This is a genomic window from Candidatus Microbacterium phytovorans (genome assembly GCA_029202445.1).
Taxonomy (GTDB): Bacteria; Actinomycetota; Actinomycetes; order Actinomycetales; family Microbacteriaceae; genus Microbacterium; species Microbacterium phytovorans.
The window spans coordinates 1,770,470-1,783,782 of record CP119321.1 but is presented as its reverse complement, the minus strand read 5'-3'; the positions used below and the strand labels follow the sequence as shown (position 1 = coordinate 1,783,782).

11 protein-coding genes are annotated in these 13,313 nt (G+C 71.4%); 8 read left to right on the top strand and 3 right to left on the bottom strand.

Annotated features, from left to right (window positions below; translation table 11 throughout):
- The first annotated feature begins 73 nt into the window (after positions 1 to 73).
- Together P0Y48_08510 and P0Y48_08505 are read left to right on the top strand one after the other, a co-directional pair.
- Positions 74 to 610, top strand: coding sequence for an FMN-binding protein (locus P0Y48_08510; protein WEK12518.1), 537 nt, complete (start codon positions 74 to 76; stop codon positions 608 to 610).
- The gene (locus tag P0Y48_08505) at positions 607 to 1,449 is read left to right on the top strand and encodes an FAD:protein FMN transferase (GenBank protein WEK12517.1); all 843 of its coding nucleotides are present in this window, start codon (positions 607 to 609) and stop codon (positions 1,447 to 1,449) included. The genes P0Y48_08510 and P0Y48_08505 overlap by 4 nt, the downstream gene beginning before the upstream one ends.
- Positions 1,450 to 1,458: 9 nt before the next feature.
- Here the strand turns inward: P0Y48_08505 and P0Y48_08500 are convergent, their stop codons facing one another.
- The 3 genes from P0Y48_08500 to P0Y48_08490 all read right to left on the bottom strand — a co-directional run bounded on the left by P0Y48_08500 (position 1,459) and on the right by P0Y48_08490 (position 4,902).
- Positions 1,459 to 2,427 (bottom strand): HAMP domain-containing sensor histidine kinase, encoded by a 969-nt coding sequence (locus tag P0Y48_08500; protein WEK12516.1) that lies wholly within the window; start codon positions 2,425 to 2,427, stop codon positions 1,459 to 1,461.
- Positions 2,424 to 3,104: a response regulator transcription factor gene (locus tag P0Y48_08495; protein ID WEK12515.1), complete on the bottom strand. Its 681-nt coding sequence runs from the start codon at positions 3,102 to 3,104 to the stop codon at positions 2,424 to 2,426. Before P0Y48_08495 ends, P0Y48_08500 begins: the two co-directional genes overlap by 4 nt.
- A gap of 277 nt (positions 3,105 to 3,381) precedes the next feature.
- Positions 3,382 to 4,902 (bottom strand): PucR family transcriptional regulator ligand-binding domain-containing protein, encoded by a 1,521-nt coding sequence (locus P0Y48_08490; GenBank protein ID WEK12514.1) that lies wholly within the window; start codon positions 4,900 to 4,902, stop codon positions 3,382 to 3,384.
- Between the two features lie 125 nt (positions 4,903 to 5,027).
- On the opposite strand from P0Y48_08490, the gene gabT reads away from it, so the two are divergent.
- The 6 genes from gabT (at position 5,028) to P0Y48_08460 (ending at position 13,280) form a co-directional block, all read left to right on the top strand.
- Complete coding sequence (gene gabT, locus P0Y48_08485; GenBank protein ID WEK12513.1) at positions 5,028 to 6,383, top strand: 4-aminobutyrate--2-oxoglutarate transaminase; 1,356 nt, start codon at positions 5,028 to 5,030, stop codon at positions 6,381 to 6,383.
- 196 nt (positions 6,384 to 6,579) lie between these two features.
- Positions 6,580 to 7,938: an NAD(P)/FAD-dependent oxidoreductase gene (locus P0Y48_08480; GenBank protein WEK12512.1), complete on the top strand. Its 1,359-nt coding sequence runs from the start codon at positions 6,580 to 6,582 to the stop codon at positions 7,936 to 7,938.
- A 49-nt stretch (positions 7,939 to 7,987) separates the two neighbouring features.
- The gene (locus P0Y48_08475; GenBank protein ID WEK12511.1) at positions 7,988 to 8,875 is read left to right on the top strand and encodes a universal stress protein; all 888 of its coding nucleotides are present in this window, start codon (positions 7,988 to 7,990) and stop codon (positions 8,873 to 8,875) included.
- Complete coding sequence (locus P0Y48_08470) at positions 8,872 to 10,428, top strand: APC family permease (protein WEK12510.1); 1,557 nt, start codon at positions 8,872 to 8,874, stop codon at positions 10,426 to 10,428. Before P0Y48_08475 ends, P0Y48_08470 begins: the two co-directional genes overlap by 4 nt.
- Positions 10,425 to 11,897 (top strand): NAD-dependent succinate-semialdehyde dehydrogenase, encoded by a 1,473-nt coding sequence (locus P0Y48_08465; GenBank protein WEK12509.1) that lies wholly within the window; start codon positions 10,425 to 10,427, stop codon positions 11,895 to 11,897. The genes P0Y48_08470 and P0Y48_08465 overlap by 4 nt, the downstream gene beginning before the upstream one ends.
- An 18-nt stretch (positions 11,898 to 11,915) precedes the next feature.
- On the top strand, positions 11,916 to 13,280 hold the full coding sequence (locus P0Y48_08460) for an NAD-dependent succinate-semialdehyde dehydrogenase (protein ID WEK12508.1): 1,365 nt from the start codon (positions 11,916 to 11,918) through the stop codon (positions 13,278 to 13,280).
- The last annotated feature ends 33 nt before the right edge of the window (positions 13,281 to 13,313 follow it).

Sequence of the window (13,313 nt, the reverse complement as noted above, 5' to 3'; positions counted from 1 at the left end):
GCGACACCCCTGACCGCGACAGCCGCTGACCGCGACACCCGCTGACCGCGACACCCCGAAGAACGGACCGACCATGAAGAAGATCGTCTACGGCATCCTGGCCACCCTGAGCGGCCTCGTGCTGCTGTTCAGCTATCGCACGTCTCTCGGCGATGAGATCGTGCCCGATGCCGCGGCCGTCGACGCCCCCACCTCGACGGCCGCGGGCTCCACCCCCTCGCCCTCGGCGTCGACCGGCTCGGCCGACAGCTCGAGCACGAATGCGGGCTCGACGGGCGGCTCCGACACGGGCTCGACCTCGGCGTCGGCGTCCGCGTCGGCGAGCGATCTGGCCGACGGCTCCTACACGGGGGATGCCGTGAACACGCGCTACGGCCCGGTGCAGGTGGCCATCAAGGTGTCCGGGGGTGCGGTGTCCGACGTGCAGGTCGTGGACTACCCCTCCAGCAACCCGCGCGACCGCCAGATCAACGAGCGTGCGATCCCCGAGCTCGTGTCCGAGACGATCTCGGCTCAGAGCGCCGAGATCGACATGGTCTCGGGCGCCACGTACACGAGCGACGGCTACATCCGCTCGCTGCAGTCCGCGCTCGACGAGGCCGCGGCGTGAGCGCCCCGACCCGGCGCGTGCGGACGGCGCACCTGATGGGTACGGTCGTGAGCGTGCACGTCTTCGGCGACCTGCCCGCGGTCCGTGTGGACGCGGCGATCGACGCGTTCGTGATCGGACTCGAGGAGATCGAGCGCGTGTTCTCGACCTTCATCGACGACTCGGACATCTCCCGACTCCGTCGGGGCGAGGTGGGTCTCGACGAGATCGACCCGCGGGTGCGCGACGTGCTCACCGCCTGCCGGGAGGTGGAGAAGGCCACCGGGGGACGCTTCAGCGCACACTGGCGCGGCGCCCCCGACCCCACCGGCTACGTCAAGGGGTGGGCCGTCGACACGGCGGGGGAGGAGTTCCTCGCCCCGCTCCTGCGCGAGCGCGGAGGCGTCGCCGTCGGAGTGAACGCGGGCGGCGACCTGCGACTGTGGACGGCCGCCGACCAGACGTGGGCGTGGCGCGTCGGGATCGCCGACCCCACGGCATCCGGAGCGGTCCTCGCCACGCTCGACGTGCGCAACGGCGCAGTCGCCACCTCGGGCACGGTGGAGCGCGGCGCCCACATCATCGACCCCCGTACGGGCCTGCCGGCGACGTCGGTCCGCAGCGCGACGGTGATCGCCGACACGTTGACCACCGCCGACGTCTGGGCGACCGCGGGCGTTGTCGCCGGCTTCGACGACCTTTCGTGGATCGCCGACGCGCCCGCGCGCTCCGGGATCGTCGTCGCGGCAGACGGGCGCATCCGCCGGTGGGTCGGTGGGGTGGAGGTGCAGCGCGAGGCGGCGGGCGTCGACGCGCTCTCGGCTGTCGCGGGGTCTGCGGGGTTCCCCTCCGCCGCGTGAGGGATGCCGTCAGGCCCGCGGGACGGTGAGTGCGAACGTCGTCCCGCGCGGCGAGGTCTCCTCGATGCGCACGCTTCCGCCGGCCGCGGTCGCGGCTTCGCGCACGAGCGCGAGTCCGAGTCCGAAGCCCCGCCGGCGACCGACCTCCCCGGAGCGGGCGAAGCGCTCGAAGATCCTCTCGCGGTCTTCGTCGGCAACGCCCGACCCGGTATCCCGCACCCGGAAGGTCACGTCGCGCGTGCCCTCCTCGACGTCGAGCGTGACGGACGAGCCGCGCGGGGCGTGCTGCACGGCGTTGTCCAGGAGCGCCACCAGTAGCCGGGTGAGGGTCACGGGCGCGAGCGTCACGCGGGCCGCCGCCGGGGTGGCGACAGCGAGGTGCACGTCGGCGTCGTCGGCCAACGGTCGCACGGTCGAGACTGCGGCCTCGACGGCGGCACCCACCTCGGCGGGCTCTCCCGTGTGCTGCCCTTCCGCGGCCAACAGCATGTCGGTGAGAACCTCGTCGAGCACGGCCGCGTCGCGACGCAGCTCGGCCACGGCGGGCCGAGCGTCCTCACCGCGGTCGAGGCGACGCTGCACGATCTGGATGCGGCTCGTAAGGGCGGTCAGCGGCGTGCGGATCTCGTGACTGGCATCCGCCACGAACGTCCGCTGCGTCTGCAGCGCGTCGGCGAGGGGACGTACGGCTCGGCGCGCCGCGAACCAGGCGACGAAGGCCAGGAGCAGCACCCCGACGACGCCGAGGACGACCACCCATGGCAGCACGTGGTCGACGTCCACGACGAACCGGTCGCCGTCGGGATCGGCGTCGGGCCGGGCGTCGCCGTGGTGACCCTCGGGCCGGCCGGACGTGAGGAGCAGCAGCACGAGCGTCACGACCCCGCCCGCGATGATGAGCGCCGACGCGAGGCCGACGAGTACCCCGATGCGCATCGCCGCGCGCTGCACCCGCGCGCGGTCGGCCGACGCGCTCACGCGCTCGCCCCCGCCCGGTAGCCGCGCCCGCGGACGGTCTCGATGAGCTCCGGGGCGCCCTTGCGGCGGATGTAGTGCACGTACGTGTCGACCGAACTGAGGGCGTCGTCGGAGGCGAACACCGAGTCGAGGATCTCCTCCCGCGAGAACACGTGCTCGGGGCTCTCCGACAAGAGGGCGAGCAGCCGCGCCTCTGTCGCCGTCAGCGAGACGCGCTCGCCGCCCGGCCCGTACAGCGCGAGGGAGTCGGGCACGAAGGTCCAGTCCGCGACGGTGCGACGGCGGCCTTCGGCGCGGTGGCCGCGCACCAGAGCGCGCAGCCGCGCGAGCAGCTCGTCGAAGTCGAAGGGCTTCACGAGGTAGTCGTTGGCCCCGGCATCCAGCCCTTCGACGCGGTCGGCGATCGCCCCGAGAGCCGTCAGCAGGAGCACCGGCGTGGTGATGCGCGCCGTGCGCAGCGCCTCGATGAGGGCGATCCCGTCGAGGCCGGGGAGGCGCCGATCGACGACCATCACGTCGTACCGGCGCGACAGCGCGGTGCGCAGGGCGAGGGCACCGTCGGCCACGTGATCGACCTCGTAGACCTCGCCGAGCACGTCGACGGTCATCGCCGCGATCGTCGCGTCGTCTTCGACGTAGAGCAGCCGCGGACGTGCCGGTGTCGCCGATGCGCTCATCCTGGCTCCCTCCTTGCCGAGTCCATTCACCCACACCGCCGCCAAGAAGGCACCAAGGCGTCGCCAAGACGTCGCCGGGGCGCCGGTTTCCTTCGGATGCCGGCGGTTTCCGACAGCGAGCATGGCCCGGATGGGCGGGACCGCGTGCCGTATTCAGTCTCTCCGGGAACGAGGTGGACGCTGGCGCCCGCGAAAGCGTGGGTCGGTCGGGGTGTGGGCTCCGCGCAGCCTGAATACGGTCCGGACCGCGCGCACCACGGCGGCGGCGGCAGGCGCCTCAGTCGGCGGCGACGAGCGCGGCCCACAGCTCGGCCCGCGCGGGGAACGAGGACAGGTCGACCCCCAGCAGCGACTGCGCCTGCGCCACGCGCGCGCGAACCGTGTGCCGATGGATGCCGAGGGCCGACGCGGCGGCGTCGATGCGCGCGTCGTGCTCGAGCCACGTCCGCACCGTCGTCAGCAGCTGACCGCCCGCCGCGTCGTGTTCGCGCAGCGGAGCGAGGCGGGCGGCCGCCAGCGCACGCGCCTCGTCGGTGTCGAGCTGGCTCAGGATGCCGCGCGCGGCGACGTCGCCGAACGTGCCCGGCATCCCGCGCTCGCTGTGCCGCCGGGCGGTGACGGCCTGCGCGTGCGCGGCGGCGAAGGCGGTGTACGGGGCGGGGAGCGAGATGCCGACGGCGGCGTCGAACAGGTCGGCGAACGTGCGCAGCGTGGCGGTGTCGTCGGCGCCGACGACGAGCACGAGCCCGTCGGGGCCGCGCCCGTGGAACAGCGTGCCGCGGTGCTCGGTGACGGCGAGCTCGAGCCAGTCGACGGCGGCGTCGAGGCGGGCCGAGGCGACGTCGGCGACCGCCACGACGACAGGCGGGGTCGGCAGAGCCCCCCACAGCTCCCGGGAGACGCGACGGGCGAGCGAGGGGTCGTCGGAGAGGAGGCTGTGCACGAGGCCGGCGCGCAGCGCTCCCCGCGCTCTCCCGAGTCCGACGTTCTGCTCGAGGGCGAGCCCGGCCATCGCGATGACGGACGTGACGACGCCGCGGCCCTCGAGGTCGAGGTCGCCTCCCGCGATGACGATCGCCCCGCGAAGGTGGCCACCCCGGCCGAGCGTCTGCAGCGTGAACCGCGTGCCGGCGACGTCGAGGGTCGACCCGGCGCGCACGCCCCGGCGCAGCACGCTCCCCACCTCGTCGGTGAGCGACGCCAGCACGTCGGGGGAGATCGCCTCGACGGGATGCCGTTGGGTCAGCACTCCGGCGGCGTCGAACATGCCGACCCACGTGTCGAGCTGACGGGCCAGTTCGGCGACGGTCGCACCGAGCCCGTCGGGGCGGAGGGCGGCGAGGGAGATGGCGCGCTGCGCGTCGAGGGCCCACGTGCGCCGGGCGTAGGACTGCGCGGCGATCGCCTCCGCGTTCGCGCGTGCGACGGCGATGAACGGGGTGCGGTAGGGCACTTCGAACAGGGGGATGCCGTGCGCGGCGCACGCTTCGATCAGGTGCGCCGGGATGCCGTCGCGCACCACTTCGGTGCCGAAGCCGAGGCCGCGTACGCCGCGGGTGCGCAGCCGCGAGACGTAGGCAGTGACGGTGTCGCGGGGCGCGTCGGGGGCGAACTGGGTGCCGGTCGTGAGGAGGAGGAGGTCGTCGGCGAGGAAGGGGGTGGGGTCGAGGAGGTCGGAGCTGTGCACCCATCGCAGCGGCGCGTCGAGCGCGTCGGCGGGGAGGTCGTCGGCGTCGGACTCGAGCCGGAGGTGGAGTTCGCGGCGGGAGAGGAGGGCGCGCAGGGTGGGGTCGGTCATGGCATCCTCGCCGTCGTGGCATCCGGTTCCGCAGGTGCGGGAGTGTACGTCGCGTACGTGCGACTCGTCAGAATGTACACCGCGGCGGCTGTGGGGGGTGTGGTGTCCGCCGTACGCTCGCCGGCATGACCCTCGCCGAAATCGACGCCCTTCCCCTCGGCGGCCCCTCGCTCCCGCAGGAGCGCCGCCTGGTCACCACGATCCCCGGACCGCGCTCGCAGGAACTGCTGGCGCGCAAGGCCGCAGCGGTCGCTGCCGGCGTCGGGCACACCGTTCCCATCGAGGCGGTCGCCGCCGGTGGCGGTGTCGTCGTCGACGCCGACGGCAACTCCCTCATCGACCTCGGGTCGGGCATCGCGGTGACGACCGTGGGCAACGCGCACCCGAAGGTCGCCGAGGCGATCGCCGCGCAGGCCGCGCAGTTCACCCACACGTGCTTCATGGTCTCGCCCTACGAGTCGTACGTCGCCGTCGCCGAGGCGCTCAACCGCTTGACGCCCGGTGACCACGAGAAGAAGTCGGCCCTGTTCAACTCGGGAGCCGAAGCCGTCGAGAACGCCGTCAAGATCGCCCGCAAGTTCACGGGACGGCAGGCCGTCGTCGCGTTCGATCACGGCTATCACGGCCGCACGAACCTGACGATGGGGCTCACCGCGAAGTCGATGCCCTACAAGAGCGGCTTCGGACCGTTCGCGTCGGAGATCTATCGCGCCCCGATGTCGTACCCGTACCGCGACGGCCTCACGGGCTCCGAGGCGGCGGCCAAGGCGATCTCGATCATGGAGAAGCAGATCGGCGCCGACAACCTCGCCGCCGTCATCATCGAGCCGATCCAGGGCGAGGGAGGGTTCATCGTCCCCGCGGACGGGTTCCTGCCGGCGCTCGTGGACTGGTGCCGTGCCAACGGCGTCGTCTTCATCGCCGACGAGGTGCAGTCGGGCTTCGCCCGCACCGGCGCCATGTTCGCCAGCGAGATCTTCGGCATCGTGCCCGACCTGGTCACGACGGCCAAGGGCATCGCGGGCGGGATGCCGCTCGCGGCCGTCACGGGACGCGCGGAGATCATGGATGCCGCGCACGCCGGCGGCCTGGGCGGCACCTACGGCGGAAACCCCGTCGCGTGTGCCGCCGCTCTCGCGGCGATCGACGCCTTCGAGAACGACGGACTGCTCGAGCGGGCGCGTGAGATCGGGGGGATCCTCCGCGCCCGCCTCGAGTCGCTGCAGCAGGACGACCCGCGCGTCGGCGAGGTGCGGGGTCACGGGGCGATGATCGCCGCCGAGTTCGTCGACCCGGCGACCAAGGCTCCCGATGCCGCGCTGACGGCGGCCGTGGCGAAGGCGGCGATCGCCGAGGGCGTGATCGTCCTGACCTGCGGCACGTACGGCAACGTCATCCGCTTCCTCCCGCCGCTGAGCATGCCCGACGCTCTGCTGGGGGAGGGACTCGACGTGGTCGCCGCCGCCCTCGCCGCGAACTGACGAGTCACGACGACTTTCGAGCGAGACCAGGACGACGCGCAACACGACCTAGGGGGAGAGGCGGAGGATTCGTCCCGGGAGGGCAATCGGGGGTCGGGGGGTCCCCGCTCTTGTCCTCCCGGGACGAATCCGGAGCCGGGCGCACACCCGGAGCCGGTCCCGATGAAGCACCAAGGAAGATACGAAGGAGTACCCGATGAGTGAGATCACTCGAGACGTCGTGATCGTCGGCGCCGGCGCTGCCGGGCTGACCGCGGCGAACCAACTCAAGAAGGCGGGGTTCTCCGTCGCCGTGCTGGAGGCCCGTGAGCGCGTCGGTGGGCGCCTGTGGACCGACGTGATCGACGGCGCGATGCTCGAGATCGGCGGACAGTGGGTGTCGCCCGATCAGGACGCGCTCATCGAGACGGTCGCGGAGCTCGGGCTGGAGACGTACTCCCGGTACCGCGAGGGCGACAGTGTCTATGTCGGTCCCGACGGGCAGGCCCGCCGCTTCACGGGCGAGATGTTCCCGGTGTCCGCCGAGACGGAGAAGACGATCGCGGAGATCACCGAGCGACTCGACGCGATGGTCGCCGAGATCGACCCCGACCGGCCGTGGGCGCACGAGAAGGCCGCCGAGTGGGACCACGTCTCGTGGGACGCGTGGCTGCGCGCCCAGACCGACGACGACGAAGCGGTCCGCAACCTCGCTTTCGCGACGGGCTCGGCGATGCTGACGAAGCCGACGCACACCTTCTCCCTGCTGCAGTCGCTGCTCATGGCGGCATCCGCGGGTTCGTACTCGCACCTCGTCGACGCGGACTTCATCCTCGACAAGCGGGTCGTCGGCGGCCTGCAGCAGGTGCCCCTGCTGCTCGCGGAGCGTCTCGGCGCCGACGTGTTCCTGAACGAGCCCGTCCGCACGCTGGCGTGGTCGGAGGATGGAGTGACGGTGACGTCCGACGGGATGACCGTCCACGCCCGCCAGGCGATCCTCGCGCTGGCTCCCGTGCTCTACAACCGGATCTCGTTCGTGCCGGCGCTGCCGCGGCGCCAGCACCAGATGCACCAGCACATCTCGATGGGGTTCGTGATCAAGGTGCACGCCGTCTACGACACCCCGTTCTGGCGTGAGAAGGGACTGTCGGGAACCGCCTTCAGCCCCTACGAACTGTCGCACGAGGCGTACGACAACACGAACCACGGCGATGAGCGCGGCACCCTCGTCGGCTTCGTCTCCGACCAGAACGCCGACGACCTGTTCACGCTGACCGCCGAGGAGCGCAAGGAGCGCATCCTCGAGTCGCTCTCGCACTACTACGGTCCCGAGGCCAAGAACCCCGTCGTCTACTACGAGAGCGACTGGGGCTCGGAGGAGTGGACGCGCGGCGCGTACGCGGCGAGCTTCGACATGGGTGGGCTCCACCGCTACGGCGCCGACCTGCGCAGCGCCGTCGGCCCCATCCGGTTCGCGTGCAGCGACCTCGCGGGCGCCGGCTACCAGCACGTCGACGGCGCGATCCGCATGGGTCGCCTCGCCGCCGACCAGATCATCGAGGAGCTACGCGCATGAGCCGTTTCGTCTCGCTGCGCTCGCTCAACGACCGGATGGGAGACCGCGCATGAGCGGCCACATCGTGGTGGGCTACACCGCCACCAAGACGGGACGGGATGCCGTCGCCTTCGCCGCCCGGCTGGCATCCGCCGTCGACGCCGTCCTCGACGTCGTCGTCGTGCTGCCGGGTGAGGGTCGCAGCGTCATCACGCCGCCCGACGCCTCGTACGACCGGCTGCTGCGCGAACAGGCGGCGCGCTGGATCGCGGAGGCGATCGACCGCATCCCCGCGGAGGTCGTCGCCCACGCCCACGTGCGCACGGCGGAGTCGTTCGCGGAGGGGCTCATCGCCGTGGCCGACGAGCTCGACGCGGCCTACATCGTCGTCGGCGCCGCCGACGGCGCCACCCGAGGCCGTCACCGCCTGGGCACGACGACGACCGAGCTGCTCCATTCGTCCGACGTGCCGGTGGTGCTCGTGCCGCGCGGGGCCCGCAAGATCGCCCCCGAGACGGGCATCACGCGCCTCACCGTCGCCGTCGGCACACGACCCGGCGCCGACGCACTCATGGACGATGCCGCTGCTCTCGTCGCCGCGACCGGGGTGCCGGTGCGGCTCCTGTCCCTGCTGACGGTCGACCTGCCGCCGACGGCCGACACGGGCGCTATCCGCATCGCCGGATCCACCCAGGTCGACGAGGTGCTCACCGCCGCTCAGACGCGCCTCCCCGACGGCCTCGACGCCGAGGTCGTCGTCGCCGAGGGCGAGAGCATCGAGGATGCCGTCGCCCACCTCGACTGGCAGCCGGGGGAGTTGCTCCTCGCCGGCTCCAGCCGTCTCGCCCAGCCGCGTCGCCTGTTCCTCGGGTCGACGGCGGCGAAGATGCTCCACGAAGTCCCCGTGCCGGTCGTCGTCGTCCCGCGCACGCGCCACAAGGAAGAGGCCGGATCATGACTCAGGACGCCCCCGCCGTGACCGGCGAGCCCGTGGACGGCGGCCTCTCGAAGAAGGGGCTGAGCGCCGGGACGATCGGGCTCCTCGGCGCCGTCGTCATCGGCATCTCCTGCATCGCGCCCGCGTACACGTTCACGGCGGCCGTCGGTCCGACGGCATCCGTCGTCGGCGCGCAGATCCCCGCCATCATCCTCGTGGGCTTCATCCCCATGCTGCTGGTGGCGTTCGGCTACCGGGAACTCAACAACCGGATGCCGGATGCCGGTACGTCGTTCACGTGGGCGGCGCGCGCCTTCGGCCCGTGGGTGGGGTGGATGGCCGGATGGGGACTCGTCGTCGCGACGATCCTCGTGCTGTCGAACCTCGCGGGGGTCGCGGTGGAATTCCTCTTCCTGCTGATCTCACAGATCACGGGCAACCCGGGGATCGCCGACCTCGCGTTCGAACTGTGGATCAACATCGGCGTATGTCTGCTGTTCATGCTGGGGGCGACCTACATCTCCTACCGCGACATGCAGACGACGCAGAAGCTGCAATACGTCCTCGTGACCTTCCAGGTCGCCGTGCTCGTGATCTTCGCCGTCACGGCGATCGTCTCCGCGGTCGGCGGCGGAGGATTCGACTACACGCCGTTCTCGCTCGAGTGGTTCAACCCGTTCGCCGTCTCGTCGTTCGGGGCGTTCGCGGCGGGGCTGTCGCTGTCGATCTTCATCTTCTGGGGGTGGGATGTCACCCTCACCATGAACGAGGAGACGAAAGACCCGGAGAAGACCCCGGGCCGGGCGGCGACCGTCACGGTGATCACCATCGTCTCGCTGTACCTCCTGCTCGCCGTCGCGATGATCATGTTCGCGGGCGTCGGCACGGGCGAACTGGGCCTCGGCAACGAGGACATCCAGGCGAACGTCTTCTTCTTCCTCTCCGACCCGGTGCTCGGCCCGCTCGCCTTCCTGGTGTCGCTCGCGGTGCTGACAAGCTCCGCGTCGTCGCTGCAGTCGACCTTCGTCGGCCCCGCCCGCACCCTGTTGGCGATGGGGCACTACGGCGCGCTGCCGCCCGCGTTCGCGAAGGTGAGCCCGCGGTTCTTCACGCCCGGGTACGCGACGATCGTGTCGGCCGTCGTGGCATCCGTCTTCTACGCCGTCATGCGGGTCGTGAGCGAGGACACCCTCTGGGACACGATCCTCACGCTCGGCATGATGATCTGCTTCTACTACGGCATCACGGCGTTCGCGTGCGTGTGGTACTTCCGCAAGCAGTGGTTCGATTCGGTGCGGAACGTCTTCTTCACGTTCCTGTTCCCGCTCATCGGCGGCGCGATTCTCGGTGTGCTCTTCTTCACGACGCTCATCGACTCGATGGACCCCGCCTACGGCTCGGGCTCGAACATCGCCGGCATCGGGATCGTGTTCATCCTCGGAATGCTCATCATCGTCGTCGGCATCGGCGTGATGATCTGGCAGGCGTTCACACGCCCCGCCTTCTTCCGCGGCGAGACCCTGTCGATCGATGCCCCGCCGAGCGCGCGGGCGATGAGGAAGGCGGCCCGATGAGCCGGGAGACGGAGCGGGCACTGCTCGCACAGGTGCCGACGGGACTGTTCATCGGTGGGGAGTGGACCCACACCGGGGCCACCTTCCCCGTGAAGGACCCGGCAACGGGAGACACCCTCCTCGAGATCGCCGACGCGTCGCCCGAGGATGCCGTGCGCGCCCTCGACGCCGCCGTCGCCGCGCAGGACGCGTGGGCGGCGACCCCGCCCCGCACCCGCAGCGACATCCTCCGCCGGGCGTTCGACCTCGTCCAGGAGCACAAGGAAGACCTCGCGCTCCTCATGACCCTCGAGATGGGAAAGCCGCTCGCCGAAGCGCGTGGCGAGGTCGTCTACGGCGGCGAATTCCTGCGGTGGTTCAGCGAGGAGGCCGTGCGCATCGCCGGCCGCTACGGCCTGAACCCCGAGGGCACGGGCCGCATGGTCGTCTCGCAGCGTCCGGTCGGACCGTCGTTCTTCATCACGCCGTGGAACTTCCCGTTCGCGATGGCGACGCGGAAGATCGCGCCGGCGCTCGCCGCGGGGTGCACGGTCGTCATCAAGCCGCCGGAGCTGACGCCTCTGACGACGCTGTACTTCGTGAAGCTCCTCGTCGAGGCGGGCCTGCCCGAGGGCGTCGTCAACGTCTTCACGACGACGCGCTCGAGTTCGACCTCCGCGCCCGTGATCTCCGACCCCCGGCTGCGGAAGCTGTCGTTCACCGGCTCGACCGAAGTGGGGCGCAAGCTCATCGCACAGGCCGCCGAGGGCGTGCTGCGCGTGTCGATGGAGCTCGGCGGCAACGCGCCGTTCGTCGTGTTCGACGACGCCGACCTCGACAAGGCGGTCGACGGCGCGATGGCGGCGAAGTTCCGCAACATCGGCCAGGCCTGCACCGCCGCGAACCGCTTCATCGTGCACGAAGCGGTCGCCGACGAGTTCGCCCGCCGTGTCACCGAGCGCGTCTCGGCGATGCGCATCGGGCGCGGCACGGAAGACGGGGTGCAGATCGGTCCGCTCATCGACGACAAGGCGGTCGCGAAGGCCGAAGAGCTCGTCGCCGACGCCGTCTCGCGCGGGGCCACCGTCCTCGCCGGCGGGCGGGCACCCGACGAGGGGGCCCTCGCTGCGGGCACGTTCTACGAGCCGACCGTGGTCGCCGGTGTCGTGCCGGGAAGCGCCATCCTGCGCGAGGAGATCTTCGGGCCGGTGCTCGCGATCTCGACCTTCGCCGACGAGGACGACGCCGTGCGCCTCGCCAACGACACCGAGTACGGGCTCGTGTCCTATGTCTTCACGCAGGACCTCGCGCGCGGCCACCGGATGATCGATCGCCTCGAGACCGGCATGATGGGGCTGAACGTCGGTGTCGTCTCCAACGCGGCGGCGCCCTTCGGCGGCGTCAAGCAGTCCGGTGTCGGCCGCGAGGGGGGCCTCGAAGGCATCCACGAGTACCTGTCCACGAAGTACACGCTGATCCCCGTCGACTGACGGGAGTGAGGGAGCACCATGAGTGACTATGCGGTCGTGAACCCGGCCACGGGAGAGACCCTGGCCACGTACCCGACGGCCACCGATGCCGAGGTGGAGGCCGCCGTCGCGGCCGCCGACGCCGCGTTCCGCGGGTGGGGGCGCACCTCCACGCCGGCCGAGCGCGCCGAGCTGCTGCGCGCCGCCGCGCGGCTTCACCGCGAGCGTCGCGACGAGCTCTCGGCGATCATCGTCCGCGAGATGGGCAAGCCGCTCGCCGCCGCCGAGGGTGAGGTCGACTTCGCCGCCGACATCACGGAGTACTACGCCGACCACATCGACAAGATCACCGCCGACGCTCCGCTCGAGATCGACGGCGACGGTACGGCGGTCATCCGCAAGGCTCCGTTGGGGGTGCTGCTCGGCATCATGCCGTGGAACTTCCCCTACTACCAGGTGGCCCGTTTCGCGGCGCCGAACCTGGCGCTGGGCAACACGATCCTCCTCAAGCACGCGCCGCAGTGCCCGGAGTCCGCCGCGGCGATCGCGAAGATCTACGCGGATGCCGGGTTCCCCGCCGGCGCCTACGCCGACGTCCGACTGACGAACGACCAGGCCGCATCCGTCATCGCCGACCGGCGCGTGCAGGGCGTCTCGGTGACGGGTTCGGAGCGCGCGGGCGCGGCCGTCGCCGAGATCGCCGGCCGCAACCTGAAGAAGGTGGCCCTGGAACTGGGCGGGTCCGACCCGTTCATCCTCCTGTCGACCGACGACCTGGACGGGGCCGTGCAGGCCGCGGTGGACGCCCGCCTCGACAACACCGGGCAGTCCTGCAACGCGGCCAAGCGGTTCATCGTCGCCGACGACCTCTACGACGCGTTCCTGGAGAAGTTCACCGCCGCGATGTCGGCGGCGACCGTGGGCGACCCGTTCGCCGAGGACACCGTCCTCGGCCCGCTGTCGTCGCTCGCCGCGGCCGAGCGCCTCGCCGCACAGGTCGACGCGGCCGTGGCGGCGGGCGCGACGCTCGTGACTGGCGGCTCCCGCGACGGGGCGTTCTACCCCGGCACGGTGCTCACCGACGTCACGCCCGACATGGACGCCTACCGCGAGGAGTTCTTCGGCCCTGTGGGTGTCGTCTACCGCGTGTCCGGCGAGGACGAGGCCGTCGAGGTCGCCAACGCCACGCCCTTCGGCCTCGGGTCGTACGTCTTCACGACCGACCCGGAGCAGGCCGAGCGGATCGCCGACAAGATCGACGCCGGCATGGTCTACGTGAACCTCGTGCTCGCCGACGAACCGGCGCTGCCGTTCGGCGGCGTGAAGCGCAGCGGCACGGGCCGCGAGATGGGTCTGCTGGCCGCTGACGAGTTCGTGAACAAGAAGCTCATCCGCATCGGCTGAGGCCCCTCGGGCCTTCGCGATCGCGCACGCCGG

What these genes read in the sequence shown, in the direction of transcription:
- P0Y48_08510 (WEK12518.1), top strand. Translation starts at nt 74, where the DNA reads ATGAAGAAGATCGTCTACGGCATCCTGGCCACCCTGAGCGGCCTCGTG.
- P0Y48_08495 (WEK12515.1), bottom strand. Translation starts at nt 3,104, where the DNA reads ATGAGCGCATCGGCGACACCGGCACGTCCGCGGCTGCTCTACGTCGAA.
- P0Y48_08490 (WEK12514.1), bottom strand. Translation starts at nt 4,902, where the DNA reads ATGACCGACCCCACCCTGCGCGCCCTCCTCTCCCGCCGCGAACTCCAC.
- gabT (WEK12513.1), top strand. Translation starts at nt 5,028, where the DNA reads ATGACCCTCGCCGAAATCGACGCCCTTCCCCTCGGCGGCCCCTCGCTC.
- P0Y48_08480 (WEK12512.1), top strand. Translation starts at nt 6,580, where the DNA reads ATGAGTGAGATCACTCGAGACGTCGTGATCGTCGGCGCCGGCGCTGCC.
- P0Y48_08475 (WEK12511.1), top strand. Translation starts at nt 7,988, where the DNA reads ATGAGCGGCCACATCGTGGTGGGCTACACCGCCACCAAGACGGGACGG.
- P0Y48_08470 (WEK12510.1), top strand. Translation starts at nt 8,872, where the DNA reads ATGACTCAGGACGCCCCCGCCGTGACCGGCGAGCCCGTGGACGGCGGC.
- P0Y48_08465 (WEK12509.1), top strand. Translation starts at nt 10,425, where the DNA reads ATGAGCCGGGAGACGGAGCGGGCACTGCTCGCACAGGTGCCGACGGGA.
- P0Y48_08460 (WEK12508.1), top strand. Translation starts at nt 11,916, where the DNA reads ATGAGTGACTATGCGGTCGTGAACCCGGCCACGGGAGAGACCCTGGCC.